Annotated in this window: 25 protein-coding genes; 2 read left to right on the top strand and 23 right to left on the bottom strand. The window is 41.8% G+C overall.

The features are described 5' to 3' along the window. From TRESADRAFT_RS04530 to TRESADRAFT_RS04575, 12 genes are all read right to left on the bottom strand, one after another. On the bottom strand, positions 1-213 hold a 213-nt coding region (locus TRESADRAFT_RS04530), incomplete at its 3' end, for a helix-turn-helix domain-containing protein (RefSeq protein WP_040842306.1). Between the two features lie 85 nt (positions 214-298). Beyond that, positions 299-436, bottom strand: coding sequence for a hypothetical protein (locus TRESADRAFT_RS16205; protein ID WP_159100026.1), 138 nt, complete (start codon positions 434-436; stop codon positions 299-301). Beyond that, positions 426-797 (bottom strand): hypothetical protein, encoded by a 372-nt coding sequence (locus tag TRESADRAFT_RS04535; RefSeq protein WP_002703290.1) that lies wholly within the window; start codon positions 795-797, stop codon positions 426-428. The genes TRESADRAFT_RS16205 and TRESADRAFT_RS04535 overlap by 11 nt, the downstream gene beginning before the upstream one ends. 191 nt (positions 798-988) lie before the next feature. Then, the gene (locus TRESADRAFT_RS04540) at positions 989-2,137 is read right to left on the bottom strand and encodes an ATP-binding protein (protein ID WP_002703292.1); all 1,149 of its coding nucleotides are present in this window, start codon (positions 2,135-2,137) and stop codon (positions 989-991) included. A 556-nt stretch (positions 2,138-2,693) separates the two neighbouring features. Then, entirely contained in the window at positions 2,694-3,770 is a 1,077-nt protein-coding gene (locus TRESADRAFT_RS04545) for a Fic family protein (protein WP_002703293.1), read from the bottom strand. A gap of 36 nt (positions 3,771-3,806) precedes the next feature. Then, positions 3,807-4,196 (bottom strand): GxxExxY protein, encoded by a 390-nt coding sequence (locus tag TRESADRAFT_RS04550; RefSeq protein ID WP_040842287.1) that lies wholly within the window; start codon positions 4,194-4,196, stop codon positions 3,807-3,809. Positions 4,197-4,251: 55 nt separating this feature from the next. Then, entirely contained in the window at positions 4,252-4,485 is a 234-nt protein-coding gene (locus TRESADRAFT_RS16795; protein WP_425358240.1) for an Abi family protein, read from the bottom strand. Between the two features lie 216 nt (positions 4,486-4,701). Continuing rightward, entirely contained in the window at positions 4,702-5,295 is a 594-nt protein-coding gene (locus TRESADRAFT_RS04555) for a hypothetical protein (protein ID WP_002703296.1), read from the bottom strand. Positions 5,296-5,405: 110 nt separating this feature from the next. Continuing rightward, complete coding sequence (locus TRESADRAFT_RS14960; RefSeq protein WP_081478486.1) at positions 5,406-8,138, bottom strand: SUMF1/EgtB/PvdO family nonheme iron enzyme; 2,733 nt, start codon at positions 8,136-8,138, stop codon at positions 5,406-5,408. Then, the gene (locus TRESADRAFT_RS04565) at positions 8,089-8,556 is read right to left on the bottom strand and encodes a hypothetical protein (protein ID WP_002703301.1); all 468 of its coding nucleotides are present in this window, start codon (positions 8,554-8,556) and stop codon (positions 8,089-8,091) included. The genes TRESADRAFT_RS14960 and TRESADRAFT_RS04565 overlap by 50 nt, the downstream gene beginning before the upstream one ends. A gap of 486 nt (positions 8,557-9,042) precedes the next feature. After that, the gene (locus TRESADRAFT_RS04570; protein ID WP_002703303.1) at positions 9,043-9,309 is read right to left on the bottom strand and encodes a hypothetical protein; all 267 of its coding nucleotides are present in this window, start codon (positions 9,307-9,309) and stop codon (positions 9,043-9,045) included. After that, positions 9,306-10,097, bottom strand: a complete 792-nt coding sequence (locus TRESADRAFT_RS04575; protein WP_159100027.1) for a formylglycine-generating enzyme family protein — start codon at positions 10,095-10,097, stop codon at positions 9,306-9,308. The genes TRESADRAFT_RS04570 and TRESADRAFT_RS04575 overlap by 4 nt, the downstream gene beginning before the upstream one ends. 182 nt (positions 10,098-10,279) lie before the next feature. On the opposite strand from TRESADRAFT_RS04575, the gene TRESADRAFT_RS15915 reads away from it, so the two are divergent. Next, a complete protein-coding gene (locus tag TRESADRAFT_RS15915; RefSeq protein ID WP_141607151.1) occupies positions 10,280-10,651 on the top strand; it encodes a hypothetical protein in 372 nt (123 codons plus the stop codon). A 270-nt stretch (positions 10,652-10,921) separates the two neighbouring features. On the opposite strand, the gene TRESADRAFT_RS04585 is transcribed toward TRESADRAFT_RS15915, so the two are convergent. Continuing rightward, positions 10,922-11,389, bottom strand: a complete 468-nt coding sequence (locus tag TRESADRAFT_RS04585) for a hypothetical protein (RefSeq protein ID WP_002703310.1) — start codon at positions 11,387-11,389, stop codon at positions 10,922-10,924. 151 nt (positions 11,390-11,540) lie between these two features. Here TRESADRAFT_RS04585 and TRESADRAFT_RS04590 point away from each other — a divergent pair, with 151 nt between their 5' ends. Beyond that, positions 11,541-12,125 carry a hypothetical protein gene (locus TRESADRAFT_RS04590; RefSeq protein ID WP_002703312.1) on the top strand — a complete coding sequence of 195 codons (585 nt, stop codon included), beginning with the start codon at positions 11,541-11,543 and terminating at the stop codon, positions 12,123-12,125. 13 nt (positions 12,126-12,138) lie between these two features. Here TRESADRAFT_RS04590 and TRESADRAFT_RS04595 read toward each other — a convergent pair whose 3' ends face one another. The 10 genes from TRESADRAFT_RS04595 to TRESADRAFT_RS04640 all read right to left on the bottom strand — a co-directional run bounded on the left by TRESADRAFT_RS04595 (position 12,139) and on the right by TRESADRAFT_RS04640 (position 20,250). Beyond that, entirely contained in the window at positions 12,139-12,600 is a 462-nt protein-coding gene (locus TRESADRAFT_RS04595; RefSeq protein WP_002703314.1) for a hypothetical protein, read from the bottom strand. Between the two features lie 101 nt (positions 12,601-12,701). Beyond that, positions 12,702-13,070, bottom strand: coding sequence for a hypothetical protein (locus TRESADRAFT_RS04600; RefSeq protein ID WP_050985026.1), 369 nt, complete (start codon positions 13,068-13,070; stop codon positions 12,702-12,704). After that, positions 13,060-13,563 carry a DUF6985 domain-containing protein gene (locus TRESADRAFT_RS04605; protein ID WP_002703318.1) on the bottom strand — a complete coding sequence of 168 codons (504 nt, stop codon included), beginning with the start codon at positions 13,561-13,563 and terminating at the stop codon, positions 13,060-13,062. The genes TRESADRAFT_RS04600 and TRESADRAFT_RS04605 overlap by 11 nt, the downstream gene beginning before the upstream one ends. Before the next feature lie 266 nt (positions 13,564-13,829). Beyond that, complete coding sequence (locus TRESADRAFT_RS04610) at positions 13,830-14,294, bottom strand: DUF6985 domain-containing protein (RefSeq protein ID WP_002703320.1); 465 nt, start codon at positions 14,292-14,294, stop codon at positions 13,830-13,832. A gap of 107 nt (positions 14,295-14,401) precedes the next feature. Further along, on the bottom strand, positions 14,402-14,548 hold the full coding sequence (locus TRESADRAFT_RS16210; RefSeq protein WP_159100028.1) for a hypothetical protein: 147 nt from the start codon (positions 14,546-14,548) through the stop codon (positions 14,402-14,404). Positions 14,549-14,608: 60 nt separating this feature from the next. Continuing rightward, the gene (locus TRESADRAFT_RS04615) at positions 14,609-15,151 is read right to left on the bottom strand and encodes an SMI1/KNR4 family protein (RefSeq protein ID WP_159100029.1); all 543 of its coding nucleotides are present in this window, start codon (positions 15,149-15,151) and stop codon (positions 14,609-14,611) included. Continuing rightward, positions 15,117-15,509 (bottom strand): hypothetical protein, encoded by a 393-nt coding sequence (locus TRESADRAFT_RS04620; RefSeq protein ID WP_159100030.1) that lies wholly within the window; start codon positions 15,507-15,509, stop codon positions 15,117-15,119. The genes TRESADRAFT_RS04615 and TRESADRAFT_RS04620 overlap by 35 nt, the downstream gene beginning before the upstream one ends. A gap of 48 nt (positions 15,510-15,557) precedes the next feature. Then, entirely contained in the window at positions 15,558-16,217 is a 660-nt protein-coding gene (locus tag TRESADRAFT_RS04625; RefSeq protein WP_002703323.1) for a hypothetical protein, read from the bottom strand. Between the two features lie 73 nt (positions 16,218-16,290). Continuing rightward, positions 16,291-16,851 (bottom strand): DUF4291 domain-containing protein, encoded by a 561-nt coding sequence (locus TRESADRAFT_RS04630; protein ID WP_002703325.1) that lies wholly within the window; start codon positions 16,849-16,851, stop codon positions 16,291-16,293. A gap of 987 nt (positions 16,852-17,838) precedes the next feature. Beyond that, the gene (locus TRESADRAFT_RS04640; RefSeq protein ID WP_002703327.1) at positions 17,839-20,250 is read right to left on the bottom strand and encodes a glycoside hydrolase family 94 protein; all 2,412 of its coding nucleotides are present in this window, start codon (positions 20,248-20,250) and stop codon (positions 17,839-17,841) included. Between the last annotated feature and the right edge of the window lie 365 nt (positions 20,251-20,615).

The raw sequence follows: 20,615 nt of genomic DNA on the forward strand, positions 1-20,615 counted from the left end.
CTGATATTGTAGCACATGTATCTTAAAATCTCCGCTGTAAGTTCCATTCTTATGAATTAACCCTTCAATTCCATTTGTTTTGAATTGTGCTACCAGCATTTTTACAATTGAATCTGAAATCCCGAATTTCTGTGCAGTTATACTATAACCATCATTTGAACTTAAATAATGGGCTACAATTTCTGCTTTCTTTTCTAAACTTAATTTAGACATAAAAAAGTGTACCTCCAAAATTGTCTCCAACTTTTGGGGTACACTTCACAAATCAACAGGGATTTTCGTTAAGTATTAGAAAGCCTTACTCGACTTTTGAGTTCACGGTCTTTTCGGTCGTGATTGCTTTGCCATCAGCGGTGAGATTTACACCGTTCAAAGTGAAATGCTTGTCTTTGATTTCAAGCGTAATCTTTTCAAGATTGTCGATGTTAATTTTCAAGGGCATCTTCTAAAATAACAATCCAATCATTCAACGATTCAATATATTCGCTTAAAGGGTCAAAAAGTTCTCTCTTGATTTTATCTTTTTGAATATCGAATTTTAGTTTTTCTCTATCTTTCTTGTACATCTCTAAAGATTTTTTGATTAAATCTTTATCTTCATTTTCAATAGCATTTAAAGTATTAGGTAATTGTCTTTGAAAAATGTTTATTTGCCCCTGCAAAGAATCTGAATTGTGTTGAATCTGTTCCCCTTTGTTCCAGCCTTCAGAAAGTTCTCTGGCTTTTTCAACAACTTCACTTGCAACAAAAGCCATTATTCCCTTATGTATTGCGTTTAATTTTTTTAGCTGATTCATAATCTTCCTCCTGTATGTCTTATATAAGACAGTAAGTCAGATTGAAAATATTTCAATTTTTTTCATTTCCACTAATTATATAAGTGCAGGAGGATAAGAACGATGAATATCCTGTCCAGTCTGGTGAGTATATCCTTCGTTTTCAAAGAGCTCCATTATCGAAAGTTCAAGACTGTGTTCGGTGACTTGCATCAAAGAGCCTCCGTTACAAAATCAGTATAATTCTCTTTTGTTATAACGCTAAAAGAAATTTCCGGGTATGCATTTGAAAAAGTCAGTGGACATTTTACATTATTCTTTTTGGGATTGTATTTAAACTCGTAGGCAGAAAATTTTCCATCAAGTTCTTCTATAAAATCAATTTCCTGCTTTTGTGTCGTGCGCCAGAAATAATACTTTGCTTTGCGATTATGAAATGCGTTGTTTTTCACCCGTTCACTTATCAAAAAATTTTCCCACAAACTTCCAGCGTCACTTCTTAATTCACATGGAGAAAAATTGGAAATAACAGCATTCCGCACGCCATTGTCATAAAAATAAATCTTAATGCTTTTTTTAAGTTCATTACGCACGTTCCGGCTGTAAGAATGAAGATGAAAAATAACATACGCTTTTTCAAGCAAATCAACATAACGCTGCACCGTCAGGCTGTCGATTCCAAGCAGATTTCCAAGCTCATTGAACGAAACTTCGCTTCCCACCTGAAGAGCAAGAGCCTGAACAAGTTTTTCGATTATCGCAGGCTTACGCACATCCTGAAACTCAAAAACATCTTTATACAAATAACTTGAAACGATATTAGAAAGAATTTCTTTTTCTTCGCCCGGATTATTAACGACATCGGGATAAAAGCCATAAATCAGCCGGTTCTCAAGTTGCTTTATTTCTTCAAGAAGCGATGAATGAGAAACAAGCTCATTCGTAGAAAAAGGAAAAAGATTGTACTCAAATTTGCGACCTGTCAGCGGTTCGTTTATCGTATTGGATAAATCGAGCGAAGATGAACCGGTTACGGCAAACTGCACATCTGGAAAATTGTCATGCAGAATTTTAAGCACAAGACCGATGTCCTTTACACGCTGAGCTTCGTCTATGACGATGAATTTAGAATTTCCTACAAGCGGCTTAAAACGAGAAGCAGAATCCGCAGAAAGCCTCGATCGGATTTCTCCCTCATCACAATTCCAATACTGAACGGAATTTTCTGAGGCAAGGCGGGAAAGGATTGTCTTAAAAAGCGTAGTCTTTCCAACCTGCCGCGGTCCGATAAGAACAATAACTTTTCCCTTGCCGAATTTGGAGGCAATAACAGATTCTAAATCGCGTTTTATATCACTCATAGTATAAATATTATAATAATTTTCGAGTGTAATCAAGAAATATTATAATAATTTTCGATTACATTCGGAAAAAGTTATGATTTTACACGGATTTTATTCCGTTCCTCCATTTGGAGCAGTCAGTTTGAACTGGGTAGTGTCGCTACCCAGTTGATTATTCTCTTTCTTGAGTTTAGCCTTCAAATACTTCCAATAGTTACAGTTCTTTTCGTAATCATCCTGGTCATTCAAAACGCCCACAATATCCAGAACTCTGAACCTCCATTTAGAATTCTCCTCATCCCAAACAGCGCGAACTTCCCTGTCATTTCAAAAACGAATAGAAATCTTGCTCATCGGTTGAACCTCCTTCTTACAGGAGGGGGAAGTCTCCCCCTGCGCCCGCACTTCGTTGCGTGCTACCCTCTCTGCGGGGGACACCCCCGCAACGCCCCCGATATTGTCACACGGATTCGGAATTGCTAACGCAATTCCAAGCATAAATTATTTACAGATTTTCCGTTAGGAAAATCGAATCCGTGTGATATTTTTCTTTCAAGTTTTCTATAATTCGCACTCATTTCAAAATCTCCCAGTGTCCGCCTTTTGGGGAGCCTTCGCGTTTTATAAATCCTTTTTCAACAAGTGAAGCTAATTGTTTTTCTACTGCGCGGCTTGTTATGCCGATTTGTTCGGAAAGTTTTTTTGCTGAGAGTTTTGGATTCTCTTTTAAAAGTTCTAGAATTATCTCCGAACTTTTTTGATTTTCTCCGAACTTTTTCTCCGAACTTTTTTCGTTTTCTCCGTACTTTTTGATGTATTCGTCATAATCAATATGAGTGTAGCGGTTTTTAAGCTCGTTGTTTTCGTCTAAAATGAGGTTGCGGAAGAAGCGTTCCAGATAGACCTGATTTTCTTCAATTCCTTCTTTAAGATTTTTGTAATTGGCACGCACAAGGGCATTTCTAAAGTACCAGCTGTTTTGGGCAAAAATATCATTATCAACTTTGTAGCCCATTGAACGAAGATACTTAATTGTAAAAACAGCAGTTGTACGAGTATTTCCTTCTCCAAATGCGTGAATCTGCCAGAGCCTTGAAACAAAGAAAGTAATATGCTTTATGATTTCATCTGTAGAAAGCCCTTTGTACTTAAAATTACGTTCCATCTCAAAATCGTAATCAAGAGCGGCCTTAAGTTCAAACGAAGCTCCGTACATTACTGTATCGCCATTTAATACCCATTCTTTTTTTGTAATATCGTAGTCGCGGATTTTACCGGCAAACTTGAAGATTCCTTCGAAAAGTCTTTTGTGAATTGCAATCAGATGTGAAGGACTAAAATTAAAAGATGGCTCACTAAGAATCTGAGCAATACGGCTGGAAACTTTATCGGCTTCTTCGGTTCTTTCATCATCCTGATTTCGGGCTGTACGGCTTTCATAATATGAATCAATCAGATTTTTTGCTTCATCAAAAGAAAGCTCACCTTCTATATTCTTTTTGGCGGTTTCGTACAAATAAGAAGAAGGCTTAAGCCCATCAACCTGCTGCAAACCAATGGCTGTAGACCAAGCAAAAGTTTTGTCTTTTTTGCTTGCATCTGTATGGCGGATGTATTCTTCAAAATCTATTTCGTATGGATTCTTTTCCACTTTTATCCTCTTTTTTATAACACGGATTCGGAAAATCTAACGATTTTCCCTGCTTTCAAATTTTGAAATGCGCTCCCACTTTAATGAATTGCAACCAAAATTCACTAACAAACCAATTTCTTTATCAGCAGCTTTTAAATAATTTATTACTTGCGCTTTATGTGCTTTTACCAAAGATGTTACAGCCTTTAATTCCACGATTATTTTATCATAGCAGACGAAATCAGCATAATACTCTTTCGAGAGCATTTCACCTTTATACAGAATTGGCAGTAGTTTTTCTCGTTCATATGGTATTTTTTGGATAATAAACTCTTTTTCCAGTGCTTCCTGATACACAGCTTCCAAAAAGCCATTACCCAATTCGTTATGAACTTCAAAACACGCTTTTAAAATCTTTTCTGTTTCTTTCTCATATAGTAACATCTGCTTCCCCTAAAGATTTTGCGTTAGCAAAATCGAATCCGTGTGACAACATCTCCTACAGTTTAATCTCGTAGCCCAAATCTTTGAAAACACCAAGCAGTTCTTTTTCGAAATTATACAAATCAAAAATATCTTCGAACTTTGTTCCTGCTTTAAAATGGTGAGGATTTCTGCAATCCTCAAAATGCATCCAATATCCACTTAAACGATAATAATTTAAGTTACGAAGAGCATTTTCCGCTAATGATTTGTCATTGACAATAAGCCCTCGACTTTCAAGTTTTTCGATTTACTGAGAAATTGACAATGCAGGTTTATTGAAGGGTACTTTATCCATTTAAAAAAATGGACCCACCGATTTGAGGATGGGAAAACCATTAGCCTTGGCGGGTTCTGTTGCTTTTAATATAGGGTGAAATCAGATTGCGGTCAAGCACTACTCCATCGGCTTAATCATTCTCTCGATGAATTGCAGCGAAGGTTACGGCTTTACGACTGCACTATGCTACTCCGTATATGCTTTTTCGCCGCCTTCTATGGCTTCAATCCATTTGAGGAGGGTGCTTTTCTTGAGAATCATGCGGGCGGAGAGTTTTTTCTTACTTTGTCCAACAACATCCTCGAAGATAAACGTCCAATCATCATAATCTTCTCTTATAGCAAAGCGACTATGAGCAAATGAATTACGGATGTGATAAAAAAGACTCATGAACTGATTTTTCTGTACATCATAAAAACAGGCTCTTTCCTTAATTATGTCATTTGGAAAATTATCTTTTAATCCAGATTTTTCAAGAGCTGATTCCATAGCACCATAATTTTTAGCAGAAAAAAGTAAGTGAGGATTTGAAGATGCTTTTTTTAACTGTTCATTCAGCTTATAAGGCTTTTTCCAAGGAGCTGACCACCTGTAAAATTCAGAAAAATCCGCTCGAGCAGACAAAGACTTACAGGGACTTAAAAAGACAAAAAAACTTATTATTCTTTGAAAATCCTTATCACTAAACTTTGCGACAGTACTCTTATCAATCCATGCAGGAATATCTGAACTGACAAAATAAGCGGAACTTTCTTTATCAGAAGGATTCTGCTTTGCCATATATATTTTCCTCCAAAACGATATTTGCATCCCATTCTATGCACAAATATTTGCACATAGAATGGGGGATAGTTTTCAACCATTCAAAACGGCTTAAAACTACAGCTCGCTTATTTGCTTATAGTACGCACCACACGAAAGCCAACATTGTCGTACCCACAGTCAGCGTGATAGATGTAAGACCACTCAAAATGATTCCAATCGTAGCATCTCCTTCCCCACATCAACTCCGCGAGATCCCTAATGTAGTAGCCGGTACTCTTTGCAACTTCCATCTCGTCTTCTGTAGGAAGCCTAAAGCCGTCTGCTTTTGTGTTCCACGTAATATCACTGTAAATACCGTCTCCGTTATGAACTCTATATCCCCAGCTTGCAACATCAGTGTTGCCCCCTACTGCATAAACTGGAGTTAATCCAAATTCTTTACTCAGCTTGTTGCAGAAGTAAATAGCATCATACCAAGATACATTCGTAACAGGTAAATAATAATATTTGGATTTGGTCTTACTTGGATTTTCACCCATAACAGTAGTATAAGTTTCCTGAGTTACTTTAGTGCTAAGCATTTCATAATCTCCGTACGGTGAAGCAATCATTTTTGAACTACCGAAAAAATTAGCCCATTTTATATCCCATGCGGCAAGTTTCGCGGCTTCTGCTCTCAGCTTACCTTTTACCATATAGACTTCAACAGCATATTTTTGCGGGTCGAATCTTGCTTGCTCTTTTATTTTTATACCAACAAGTTCCCGCAAATCCTGTGCTGGCTTCATTGTCCTCGGCAACACCTTGCTCAATGTACTTGTTTGCACGGTCTTTTCGCTGACGGTGTTAATCACGCGGATTTTGTTGAAATTGAACTTGTATTCACTTGGCTTGTCGTCATCTTCTGCGTTTGCTGTGTAATCAAGTTCAAAATAGATAATCGGGTCACCGCGGGTTAACAAAGAGTTATACATATCAACGTTATTTGTGTATTCTTCAATCACGTTGTCGTCAAGTTCCGCTGCCATATCTGGAGCTTTCTTTCCGTTCAATGCTTCATAGCCTACAATAAAGCTGTCGGTATAAAGCAAAACGCCGTCAGAATAAAGTGAAAGATACGTATTCCACCCGTTCATGCTTCCCTCGTAAGAGCCGAAGCTAACTTTTAGTTCTTCGCCCATAGAAGAAACTGTGCGTTTTGTAGTAAGAGTCTTCTGGTCATTGCGAATTTCTGTCAAAAGTGCATTCTGCTGGCTCATCGTGCTTTGTGCAACCGCGTCACAATCTGCAAAGAACTTGTTTGTCAAATCCTCGTAGCTCTTTATAACCTGCTTTTCACGGCGTTCTTTTGCGGCTTGTGTAGGTTTTCCGTTTTCCATTTCTACAGTGCTGTAGCTTTTGTTTCGGATTCGCTGCTCTTCGCTCTTGCGCTCTTTTTCAAGCTGTGCAAAAAGCTCTTGTGAGCGTGCTTCCACGCTGTTGCGAATTTCGACAAGTGCCTTTTTCTTAGATTCGATAATGTTGATTTGTCCAAGAACGCCCTGCTTTGCAATCTTCATCTTGCGAACTTCTGCCGCTTTTGCAGCAGCATCCTTTGCCATTTTGTCACGCTGAGTTTTGAGTGCAATGCTTCGCTCGGCTTCAAGTTTCGCATCTGCGTCAGCCCGCTTTTTCTGCTCTGCAAGTTCCTGCTGCCTTTTCTGCTCTGACTTCTGCTTTTCTGCCAGAAGAGCTTTTTCAGCTTCAATCTTCTTTTTATTTTCGACTGACGAAATGTCATTGCTCACTGAAAGACGCGCAAGGTCGGAATCATACTGAGCCATCATCTTCTTGAATTTTTCTTCGTTTTCTTTTGCCAAAGCAAGCTGCTCATCAACAGAAAAGCCCGATGAACCAGACGAAAGAACGCTTCTGTTTATCGCAGAAAGTGGCAACTGCAATTTATCTGCAATAGCTATTGTCAGCTCGTCAACAGCACCAGTTGAGCCGTAAAGATATTCCACCTCGCTATACTCTTTAGATGTCGCACTAGCCATCTGCTCGCCAGTGGTCAAATCCGTGAAATCCGCCGTGATGATATAGCCTTTGCCAGTCTTTCGGATTTTGCTGAAAAGAGCAAACTTTGCCGTCGTGATTTTGCCGAGTTCAATCGCACTTGCCTCATCTCTTGCACTGCTCTCGCTCTCTTTCTGAGCTTTGACAATCGCGGCCTCGCTCTTTGCGTCCACGAGAGTCTTCATCGAAAGATATTCCTGCATATTGCTTTTGAGTTTGTCCTGAATCTGCCCCGCAATCCAATTCTTTTCGCTACCTGTAACGTTCTCAAGTTCTGGCAAAACGACCTGAATAGCCAACCTTGTCAAATTCGCCTGTCGTTGTTCCTTAGCTCGCTTTTCTGCCGCGATTCGTTCATTCTCCAGTCGCGTGGTATATTCCGAAACGCTCTCAATGCCGTCAATCGCAGTTATTGCGTAAGTCTTGCTTGACGCGTCTTTTACAGTAAAAGTAACTTTATGTTTTCCTTTTTTGTATGCCAAACGCTCTGAAATGTTGGTCATATCCATTCCAGAAACGAGTTTTATCGCACTTCCCGAAAACAAGGGCAAGGACACAGAGTCATCAGAAGCAACCGAAAAACCGTCAAGGCTGATTTCGCTCACAAAAACGACATCAGCCTTTTTGTTCTTCTCCAATGTCTGCACCAGCTTCTTTTCTGAAACAACTTTGCTCTGCGCAAAAACTACACCAGCAGAAAGTATCATAAATAAGACAATACATGTCTTCTTCAATATAGAAATCATTTTTCCTTTAGTCCTCGAAAGCCCAAATACCACTTTCTTTTTTGAAAATCTCTTCATCGCTAAGAAAAGCTACATCAGCTTTTCTTTTTGAAACCTCTTCATTCCACTTGTTCATGTTGTAATTTATCCCCAGCTCCTTCATAACGTGGGTGTCCCAGATTAGCGGATAGGCGTGAGGATTGATGATGTGACAGATTTTTGAAATATACGAAGGCATGTTGTTCTCAAACATTCCGTCAAGAGAAAACAGACTAAACGAGCCGTCTTTGATTTTCTCGCGATTCTCAAAAATCGCAGTGCAAAACGCTTCTCTGTTTTCTTTCCTCAGAGTTCTCAAAACGTGAGCCTCTCTTCCAACATTCTCAATCACGACATTTGAAAACGCTTCTTTGTCGTTCCAAGCCTCTTCAAACAACTTTTTTGTTGTCTTTTTCCAGTTCAAAGAAATCTGCTTTAACTCTTCGCTTGTAGGCATTTATTCCTCCAATAGACATAAGTATATAAAAATAAGCCCGTGCAGATATGACCAAAGCCATCCCTGCACGGGCTATTATGTGAGAAGATAATTTTTTTTGTATTTATTGCGGTTTGCGGTTTGCGGTTTGCGGTTTGCGGAGATTATGCTCGTAGATTTCAAAAAGTCAAGAGTTTTTTCGTATTTTGTCGCACTTTTTATTTCACTTCGCATAGAACAGATTATAAGCAATTTTTTTTGCAGTGTCATTCCGAACCCGTTCCGGAATCTCTTTTGCAGCGTAGATGCTGAAACAAGTTCAGCATGACAATACATTTCAGAAATCTAGAACACAATCCGCAGTGCGTCAACATCGACCGAGGCTTTCGTACCAAACATCGAAAAATTGGACAAAAAAAACGGCTATCCCAATTTTAGGGATAGCAGGCTTCTCTGTTTAACAATCTTTTCCTATGCAATAGGCACCGCCGACCTGTAAAATAGAATCTAATTTTTGTACACGCTGCCGATTGTCTGGTACAATTCATTCAGCCAGTATTTTCGCTCCTCTTCATCTTCTTCATCGCTTAAATTGTAATACTTTTTCCAGTTATAGGCTTCTTCAAATACAGGAGAACAATAAAGATTGTACTGTAAATCGGAGTTCTTAAAAAACTCATAGCCTTCGTCGAACGGCACCTTCTGCTCATTACTGCAGCTCCGTTCCGTTCCCGCAAAAACAAAACCGTCCGCCATCATAAGAAGCTTTTTCATTCTGTCATCGTCTGGCAAAGCCTGAAACCGAACATGTTCGGGTAGCTTTGGACAATGGAGTAAAGGGAGGTGATGTTCCCCCTTACATAAAAAAGGTTGTCCTGCGTATTCGCATAATGACCGCCGTACGCGCCCCACGTGCCGGACGAATCGAGCGTTATCTCAGATACATTCCCGCACATATCGTACAGCCCCAGCTCGTTCGGCTTGTAGCTGCCTGAAAAGCGGATTTTTCCAAGGGAAGCCACTTCCGAAAGAACGTCCGAGCCTGCGAATTTTGTGCTTCCGTAGCTTTTTCCGCCTTGAGCCGCATACTGCCATTCAGATTTTGACGGAAGCCTGTACCCGTTCGCGCTTTCATCGGCATACACAGTCTTTACGGAATAATTGTAGGTGACAACAGCATTTCCGCCCTCATCCGCTTTTTGCGATGAATCCGCAATATCCTGCGCGCGAAAAACAGGATGCGTTTTTGCCGAATCAGAAAAATACACATAAGCAAGCCCTTCCTTTGCGGAATATGCGTTGCACCAGGCAATCAAATCCGCGGGATGGATTTTCGTCACGGGAAAAAACGCCGTGCGTCCCGGTTCCCCGGAATTGCCGGTAAGCCCCGCCTCGGCATCCTGTATGAACGCAAATCCGTGCGATTTTGCCCACACAAGCACGTCGTACCACAGAAGATATGTCGTCTCGTATTGATTGAGCCTGAACGATTTTTCTTTGTTGTCGACTTTTATCATGGAAAGGCTTTGTATGTCGTATGTATCGGGAGAAAGCGCATCCATGTCCGCAATCATATCCCGGCAGGAGGCGACAGAAAAACAGAGGACGCATATCAGAACCGCAGCACAGCGGGAAATTTTGTTGTATCGCATCATTTTGTTCGTGCCGGCGAAAAATCAACGGAAAGGGAAAATCCCGGTCCGAACGAGCAGAAGCTTTTCGACTTCTCATTATAGAAAGAAAAATGGCATCCGGGCCCCATCAAGAGCTGGAACACATTGGTTCCTATGATTTTTTTCCTTATATAAAAATCGCTTTCAAGCGCGAAATCGTAATAAACATCATTCAACGCCGAACCTTCGGCGCTGGTAAAATCAATCATGCTTATCATAAATCCGATACCGACCGAAAAAAAGACGGAAATATCTTCGGAGAAATTCTTAACGCAAAAAAGACCGCCGGAAAGCGTAACCCCGTCCAGGCGGTTCAGCTGCATGTTATATGGAACGAAATACTGATAACTGGTCTTGCTGTAAAATCCGGCATCGAAATCGGCAAACAGGTCGGGCAGAAGCGTGTATTCAAGCCCCAAAAAACCGCCGGCAGCTATTTTTGAATACATATCCATGTTGTAAAGCGAGAAAGCATTCGTATACCCGGACGAAATCCGGAATCCCGACAACGCCGCCGACAAAAGTTCCGCACGACCGGACGTTTTTTCAGTGCCGGCGCTTTTTGCGGACGCGAACGGCACGGAAGCGCCAAGAAAAAATAAAAGGCATATAACAAGTTTCTTTTTCATCTGCAGATTGATAATAACTTACCAAACCAAAATTGCAAGAAGTTTCTATGCGGACGTGCCTTGCATATTGAAGCATACGATTTTTTATTCAGTGTATGTGAATTCGGCGACATTGCTCCATGGACTTTCGGCAGTAATAACCGAGCATTTATTTATCAGATCTGCTCCTTCTTTTACTGCCTTCAGCCAGAAATAGTATTTTTTTCCTGATACAGGCGTCCAATCAGAAAATTTTGCAATTGCAGACTCCTTCCCGTTCTTCGATGTCATTCCGAAAAAACATGATTCTTCATAAACGGCTTTTGACGAATCATTTGTATCTGAATAGCCGAGAATTGCTTTATGCACATCATAATCTCTTACATTAAATAGAATATCTACCCTGATAACCCCCGACATGTTTGTGATAGATTCGATAACCAAATCTGTCGGCGCCTCCAATTCTTCTTTAGAATCGCCCTCGTTTTCATCTGTTGAGTCGCCGCAGCCGATGAACGCGCACGCCATAACCAATGCAGCAAGAATCGCCGCAATTTTAGAAAGTTTTTTCATTAAATCCTCCAAGATTTTCTTTTGGGCGAAGGCGAGCAAAGCAAGACTTCGCCCAAAGGGCTTTTTTCAAGCCCCTTGGGTAGTGTACACTACCCAAAAAAATCAAAAGAAAGTGAAGATTATAGCGGGAGTTCCGGGGGAAGAGGAAAAAATGAAAATGATGAACCACATCGTCGCCTGCCTCGCGGCTGCTTTTCTTTTTGCCTCGTGCGCATCGGGCAAAAATGTTTCTGCGGAAGACGAAAAGCGTTCGATCTATGACTATGCGCGAGACGGCGTTTTCGAATCTTACAAAGACTATGATGCGAAACGCGGCTATTCCATAATCGGGCCTTTTGCGCCCGGCAGCATCGGAAGAAAACCGAATCCCGGAGAAAAAAATCAGTACAGCGTATTGTTCGATGACAAAAAAAGCGCGATTCAGTATCTAGACGACAACGGAAGCGTCTCAATCGAAAAAATCGTCATCGCAAAAAACGACGACGGATTGTTCCTGTCGAAATATATCGGGAAAAGCAAGGCAGAATTTTTGAACGACTTTCCAATGGAATTCGACAAAAACGACGTTGCATTCGGTTTCGGCGGGCTTCTGTACGATTCCGAGAAAGACGGAAAAATCAGGCTCCAAGTGACAGCCGAAAACGGAGCGCTCACCCATATAGTCATCATTTTTCGGTCAGACGAAGATGCAAAGAAGTACAGGGAACGGATTGAGGCCATGCGCCAGACGAGATGAAGCGCACAGGCTGTTATCCGCCGCTTTTTGTTATTCGCAAAGCCAACTGATTGCCCGGCTCGAGCCTCAAAATGCGGGCAGCTATTTCCAAAGCCTCATCTCGACCGACGAGCTTTTCCGGGAGGTCATGGAAAAAGAGGAGCATCTCCAGGTTTTTGACAGAATATTCCTTTGCCAAAAGTTGTCTTGCATGGAACAAACCAATGGAATATGCGCCATCCACGAAACAGAGCGGGCCTATAACCAATGAAAGAGCCGTTTCAAGCCATTCAATTCCGTCGGTTTCCGCGAACATATGGACCGCAAATGAATAGAGGCTAAAGTCGCTCGTATCATAAGCGGTCTTCAGCAAAAACTCTTTCAAATGATTAGGAGCAACCATCGAGCACAGTTTTGCTCCCTCATCATATTTGCCCGCTTTTATAAAAATCAATAATCGTTCCAACAAAACTGCTCCGCCTTTATCCCGCCCCATTCTTTACAAATCTCAATTTAACCAGCTTTATTCAGCTCGTTTTTTTTTAGATAATCACATCTATCATATAATCCATAAAACTGCCCTGCTTCGATAAATCTTTATTGTTGTGATTCAGCAATGTCTTCCACATAAGCCAAAAAAGTATCTTGCAATTCATTTTCAGTGCTGTTTCCGTTTATCGAAACCTTACACTCAAACGATTCTTCTGGCAAACTTGTCGAACCATCTAAAACACCGAAAATGTTTGAGATGGTATCAATCATCACCAACTCGGCAAATTTCAGCATTTTTTCTCTGTTGTCAGCTGTCAAACTTTTATACAAGTCTAAAGACTTTTCCCAATATTTATCTGTGGCATCTTCAAGATTTGTATTTCCAAGCAAATCTTTGTATTCATCAATTCCGTCCTTTATGATTGCCTTGTAAAGTTTTTCAATGAATTTCTCATTCATCTTTTTATCCCTCATTTTTGCAATCTTCCTCGGCAATCCAAGAGCAAAAAGCACTGTCCGTGTCGCCCATTTCAACAATTTTAGTCTCATGCGTCATAAAACCAAGTCCGTGCTCATCGTCCCATTTACATGCAAACTCGAATCCAATGTAACACAGATTATTCTTTTCAACATTCAAGATATAAACTCGTAGAAGGTCTATTAAATCTTTCAGCTCTTCGGTTGAATCAATGTCTGGCATGTATTCTGGTTTATCATATTTATCATAACCATACTGTTCTTGCAGATTTTTGTATTCAGAAAATATTTTTTCCAGAATGCTTTTCAATATTTGTTTCTGATTGTTTTTCAAATACTCGAATGTATGCAAATGTTTGTCTTGAACAGTTTCGACTTTCTTATCGAGAATTACATTCACTTCAACAGGATTACCAAAAAAACTTGACCAATCCTCCAATACAATTTTTGTTTCCCATCTTCTGTCTGTTTTTCTGAAATCAGCAGCCATTTAGTTTTATTCTCCTTCTTGTTTTATGGCAATTTTTCCAAAGATTTTGTTTTACCCAAAATTTCTTTGCAACGATATATAGGATAGTCCTTTTTTATTTTCCAACAACTTTGTTTTCAATCACATAATACAGCCATGTGCCGTTATTGATGTGCTCAATAAGGTTAAGATTAATATTCACACTTCCTCCATAAAGAATGGAAAAAATTACTATTATATATATATTGCAAGCCTTTGGACGATAATTTTTTGTTTGTATAGTTTTTTTACAAGACATCGGATTGTGTGCCGATTATTGAAATATTTTCATCAACGAGCTGTATTCCTATTCCTGTTTCTAAATCCCATTTTGTTTTGAGCAAAATATTGATTATTCGGTTTTCTTTTTGTTTTGGAATCATTATGGTTTGCGGTTTTACGAAGCCTTTGAGTTGTTCGGGCGAGTTTATTTTTGGTGCATACAAGTCTGCATTTTCTTCAAACATTTCGCGATAATCTTCAAAAACTGTTTGGTAATATTCGAATATTTTTCTTTCAATTTCTTTTTGTAAAGCATTTTTCTTTTGGATAAATTCAGAATATGCTTGTTTTTGGAGCTGTGAAGGTGCTTGTGTTTCTTCGTCTTGTATCAACAGGTCGATTTCAAAGTCTTTTCCATACAAGTTGTAGCAATCTTTTTTGTGCCACATCGTTTTGTATTGAAGTTCGCCAAATACTTCATCTGTAATCATTTAGGTTCTCCTTTAGATTTTACACCAAGTTTTGTTTAAGCTGATTTATGTGCGCGTCGATTGTGTCTTTTATTTCTTCAAGATATGCGGGAACAGCGGTGAGTTTTTCAAGTTCCACGGCATAAGGCATAATTGAATTTTTCTGTTACTGTCTGCTGAAAAGATTTTAATTCTTCTGCTGAACAACCATTGTTCAAAAATCTGTTTCTTTTTTCGCGTCTTATTTTGATTTCTTCAAGTTTATCTTTCCACATTTTTTCTCCTAGATTTTATAGCCTGCAATTATCAGATTGAGTAATCAATTCTCAAAAATCCTAAAAATAATCTTCATTGCCGTCGAGCCAAAATTCAAACCAAGTCAAGAAATCCATTGCAGGAGCACAAGGCTGAATTCCAACATCTGTGAAAAACCACATTTTTCCTTTTTCTTTACCGCTGACAATGATATTCCAAGTTTGTGAATCACCGATGTCAATCAGCTCAATGTTACCATCTTCTATATATTTTAACTTTTCTGTGTTCTCGTCATCTTCCCAAATCCAAGGCTCTGTAAATGGAAAATCTCTGTTCAGTTGACCTGTTTTGAATTTCCACTCTTCTAATTTTCGGAGATTGAAACCGTCTATCATTTTACAGCCATTACTGATTGTAGTGTAAAATGATACAAGTTCATTAGGCAATTTGATATTATTTTTTTTCTCAAATGATTTTATCTCTTCTAATGAAACAAGTTCATTTCTTTCAATGTTCTTGCTTTTCATTTTTTCAATAACAGAATTCAATCTTGTTTCCATAAAACTGCCCGTCTGTTGTGATTTTTCTTCATTCCCATAAATAATCATCGCATTTTTTTCCATTTTCATAGTAGTACCTTGCGACAACTTTTGCTATTTGCGTATTAACACATAGTCTTCCTTCAAAATCAGCTTCTTGACCACCTGTAACAAGTTTATAGATATTTACATCATCATTTGGATTTATCAGAGTAAAAATTGTTTCATTATCATTCTCAGATATAAAAATATTGAAAAGCCCTTCATTTCCGCCACCCAAACAAAAATAATTGTCTTCATCACCATTATCCATCGTGATTTGAGTGATATTCTTCCCATCCATTTTGTCAATAAGATTTTCTACATCTTTCCAACAAGGCGAATTTATTTGTTTTTCAAAATTATCCGCTTCTCGTAAATCGTCAAAAAAAACTCTTTTCACATACATTAGTTTTATCCCTCGTTTACCGTTACTTTTTGATTTCTGCTTTTAATCACAAAAATCCATTTCGAAAAAAACTATTTCATCATCAGAAATGGCAACGATTATTACAGGAAAGTTTTCTCCGAATGATTTGAAATAAATCAATTTTTTATTCTGGAGCTTCCCTTTGATTTTATTTGAGACCTCTGAAACCGCATTGTTGAATTTTAAAATCTCATCAAGCAAAGATAAAAACTTCTTTTCTTCCTCTTTGGTTACCTCTCTGACATTCGGATTCTTTTGAACAAAGCTGCAACATTCTGCATACCATTTTAAAACATCATCTTTGTCCATTAAATCTTTTCGCTCTTGCTTTGAAATATCCCAGAAACTCTCTTCAATTTCTTCCCCATAGAAGAATGTTAAGACAGAGGATAAAACAAAAGCTTCAAGAAAGTTGTCTTTCACATAGCCTTGATGAAATTTGAAGCAATCAACATACACCGCGACAGGATATGGATACCCAGCATAAAAATGCTCACTTTGAGTTTTTATATACGGGCTTTCAATAAAGTATTTTTTGTATAAATCCCGGTTGTTTATCAGGGATTTCATTTTTTCAATATCTGTAGCATCTTCAAGATTTGTTTTTTCAAGCAAATCTTTGTATTCATCAATTCCGTCCTTGATGATTGTCTTGTAAAGTTTTTCAATAGATTTCTCCATATTATCTGATCCTTAATATATTGGAATGAAGATGCAGTCTTGTTAAAAAATACTATCGCAGCAATATCGGTCTTCAAAAAAGATATATTTGCTCATTCGGGAGCAATCTTGTAATGTCCTCGTTGTTCTGCATTTTGCCCCGCAGCGCCCCGACATAATCCGTTATATCCTCAATGCGCAAAATCCATTCATCGATGTATTTTTCCACGCACTTTCCGCGTATTCCCAATTGTATCGACCTGTCGCTTTGAGGATTGCCAAAAATATCGCGCTCTGGGTCCCATTGCACTCTTATTTCCGATTCCTTCACCTGCGTTTTCCAATCTTCCTCCGAGGCAAATACATTCGGATTGTATTTTGATTCAACCGCATTTTTGCAAAGATAATCAAACGCGCTCCGTTTTATATCAATGCCCAAAATCCGCTCCTGATTTTCTTTCGTTCCCCAGCCGCTTCTGTACATCATCCACAAAAAAGATGGCTTTATCCAAGTCATTCTTTTTGTATTGAAACAGCTGCCGAACGTTCCTAGCCTCAACGCCTCGTCAGCGATTTTGTCGTTGTACGCCTGATACACACGAATGCTTTCTTCATTAAATACGGCTCTTATTCTATTAACATTGCCTGCTTCCATATATGATTCTCCTTTCGCGCAAGCCTCAAATTTATATTTAAAGGTCAAAACCATTTCGCGCAAGCATCAAATTTATATTCGAAGCTCAAAAACATTTCGCGCAAGCTTCAAATTTGTATTTGAAGCTCAAAACCGTTTCGCGCAAGCTTCAAATTTGTATTTGAAGCTCAAAACCGTTTCGCGCAAGCCTCAAATTTGTATTTGAAGTTCAAAACCGTTTCGCGCAAGCATCAAATTTATATTTGAAGCTCAAAACCATTTCGCGCAAGCATCAAATTTATATTCGAAGCTCAAAAACATTTCGCGCAAGCATCAAATTTGTATTTGAAGCTCAAACTCCTTTTCCTCAAAAAAGCACCAGCAATTATACAAATCTGTATCTTCATATTCTGCTTTTTCCTGATAGTTTGCTTCTGAGATTAATTTTTTGCTCTGTCCGGATTTTCTGTGGGCACATGATTTTTAGCGTTATGCTGAACGGATTCCGAAGAAATCTTGATTCGGAATTCTTTTAAAGGATTGTCACACGGATTCGAGATTCCCAACGGAATCTCTTTTCAATGAAAACGCGGGATGATGAATCGATTGCGAAAGCTGTTCGGCATGACAAAATCGAAATCAACCGGTTTTCCGGACAGAGCGTAATTTTTTATCTCTTCTTTCACTATTCTCATGGCAACGAATGATTTCATCAACGGCTTATACCCAAAGCAAAAAAAGACGCGGAACCCAACCAGATTCCGCGCCATCTCGCTCCAAAACGCAAAGGTAAACGCGCGTCAATCAATGCGTGTCGAACCTCTCCCGCCAAGGCGCACACCTGCCATGCAGGTGTTGCGTCCGCACGCTCCATTCCGCAACGATAAACGCTAGTAAAACAATGCGTGTCGAACCTCTCCCGCAAAGGCGCACACCTGCCATGCAGCAGGTGTTGCGTCCGCACGCTCCATTCCGCAACGATAAACGCGCGTCAATCAATGCGTGCGGCTACATAATAAGCCTGATTTCCGTTGTCGCGGTGAGCTTCGATTCGGGGACGTAGTTGTCAGAAAGCTTCTCGCCGTTGACGTAGAATTCAGTGAAGCCGCTTTCCTTGCCGTTCGGGTTCTCGACGGAAATCTTGAGCTTCTTTCCGCGGAACGTCTTCTCCATAGAGAACTCCTTCCAGTCCGACGGCACGGACGGGGCAATCCTCAGGCCGCCGAAATCAGGGCGCATTCCGAGGATGCCCTCGACGCAGCCGACCATGACGGTCGATGCCGTTCCCGTAAGCCAATGGACGTGTGAGCGCCCGAAATGGGGGCTCGCTTTTCCTTCCGTGAACTGACCGTAGCAGTACGGCTCGAGGACGCGGACTTCCGCCTTGTCGTTCTGGGCTGACGGCGCGTTCTCGAGGAAATACGTGAACGCCGCGTTCCCGTGACCGCTCAAAGCCTCGGCGAGGATAATCCATCCCTGCGACTGGGAGAATATTCCGGAATTCTCCTTGACGCCGGCGTTGTAGATTACCGCGAGCGCCCCCTCGAACGCGTGCGCGTGGTACGGCGGATCCATGAGGACGGCGCCGTATTCCGTGTTGAGCTGCTTCCGGACCGAACCGAGCGCCTTCTCCGCCTGCTCCTTCGACGCGAAGCCGGAGATGACAGACCAGCTCTGCGGGTTGAGCCACATGTTCGCCTCGGGATCGTCCCGCTTTCCGATTGTCTCGCCCGCCTCCGTGAAACCGCGGATGAAGCGGTCCTCGTTCCAGCACAAATCGTTGAGCAGCTTCCCGAATTCGGCCTGCTTCCTGTCGATGAACGCGATGTACTCGCTGTCCTTCTTGTACTCGGCGAAGTGCTTGATGACTGTCATCGCGTAGTAATACTGGAACGCGACGAAAGACGACTCACCGTTCTTTCCGAGGCGGAGGCAGTCGTTCCAGTCGGCGTAGAGGCCGGCGGGAAGTCCGTGCGGACCGAGCCGCTCCATCGAGAAGTTTATCGCCCGCTTAAGATGCTCGTAGACCGTTCCCGAATCCTTGTTCGCGAACGGGATGACCTCGTCGATGAATGCGAGGTTTCCGGTCTCGGAGACGTACTTGAACACCGTCGGGAACAGCCAGAGCGCGTCGTCGGCGCGGTATGCGGGGTGCCCCGTCTCCTTGACGTAGCTCGCATCGTCGGGGGTGTCCTCATGCCCGGCGTTGTGAGTGAATTTGACGAGCGGAAGCCCGCCGCCGTTGTCGACCTGCGCAGAGAGCATGAAGCGGATTTTCTCCACCGCCATCTCGGGGGCAAGATGGATGACGCCCTGGATGTCCTGCACGGTGTCGCGGTAGCCGTATCCGTTCCTCAGACCGCAGTAGATGAAAGAAGCCGCGCGGCTCCAGATGAACGTCATGAAGCAGTTGTACGCGTTCCACGTGTTTATCATTGTGTTGAATTCGGCGCTCGGCGTCTTGACCTGGAAGTTCTCGAATTTTCCGTGCCACCATTCCTTCAGCTCTGAAAGCTCCGCCTCGCACGTCTTCCTGACGTCATCGTACCCCGCGATGATTTTCTCCGCCTCATCGCTGTATTTCATGCCGACGATGAACGCGATCGACTTCTCCTCGCCGGGCTGGAGCTCGATTACCGTCGAGACCGCGCCGCACGAATTCTCGTTGTACGAAAGCCCGTTGCCCAAATCCCCGCGCTCGACGCCCGCCGGATTGGCGTATGTATGGTAGCGCCCGAGGAACTCCTCTTTGTCGCCGCAATACGAGGAGACGGGATTCCCCGCAAGGCCGAGGAAGCGCTCAGTGACGATTTTGTTGTCGACGGGCTTGTCCTTCTCGATGTCGGCGAGGTTTCCGTGAACCTGCTGCACGACGCGGTTCTTGTCGAAATACGTGCGCCCGATGAAGAGCGAGTACTGGAGGTTGACCTGGTCCTGCTCGTAGTTCGAGTTGTTCGTGAATTCGGCGTACCCCGTGACGGTAAGCTTACGCGCCTTCCCCGAATCGTTCCGCACCGTGAGGTTCCAGACCTCGTACGACTTGTTCAGCGGGACGTAGTAGAGCGCCTCGCTGTGGATTCCCGCGTAATCGGCGAGCATCCTCGTGTATGCCGTCCCGTGGCGGCACTCGCTCCTGTATTCGTCGAGGCTCTTCCCGACCGGCTGCCATGAGGCCGACCAGAAATCCTTCGACTCGTTGTCGCGGATGTACATGTAGCGGCCCGGCTGGTCGAAGTTGTTGAAGACATAGCGCAGGAGACGTCCGTTTGCGCCGGATTTTGCGAAGCTGTAGCCGCCCGCATTGTTCGAAATCAGCGCGCCGTATTCCGGCGAGCCGAGATAGTTTGCCCAAGGTGCCGGAGTGTCGGGACGGGTAATAACATACTCGCGCGCTCCGTCGTCAAAAAAACCGTATTTCATAGTTCACCCCTTTTCAGCAGCAATCTTTTCCAGATTACGACAATTTTTTTTGTTGGCAAATTATACTTGCACGAAAAATCAAAAGCCTAATAAAATTTTATGAAAAATAGCAATAAACGCTTCTTATTTTCACTTGCAGAGCTTTTCCCGTTCAAAAGGCCAAGCACACGGTCGAGGTGGGGACGAAGCTGACGGGAAACAGAAGCGGCAGCGGAAAGGCGATGAAAGCAGGAAGCTGCGGCAACGTTTTGCCGGCAGCGAATCAACAAAAAGCGTACAGCGTAATGTCCGGCACGGCATCCCGTAGCGGCGGGCACGGATTTCCGTCATGCAGAACGGCTTCCAAAAGAAAGGGTATCCCGTGC

Origin of the sequence: Treponema saccharophilum DSM 2985 (assembly GCF_000255555.1) — a bacterium.
Taxonomy (GTDB): domain Bacteria; phylum Spirochaetota; class Spirochaetia; order Treponematales; family Treponemataceae; genus Treponema_D; species Treponema_D saccharophilum.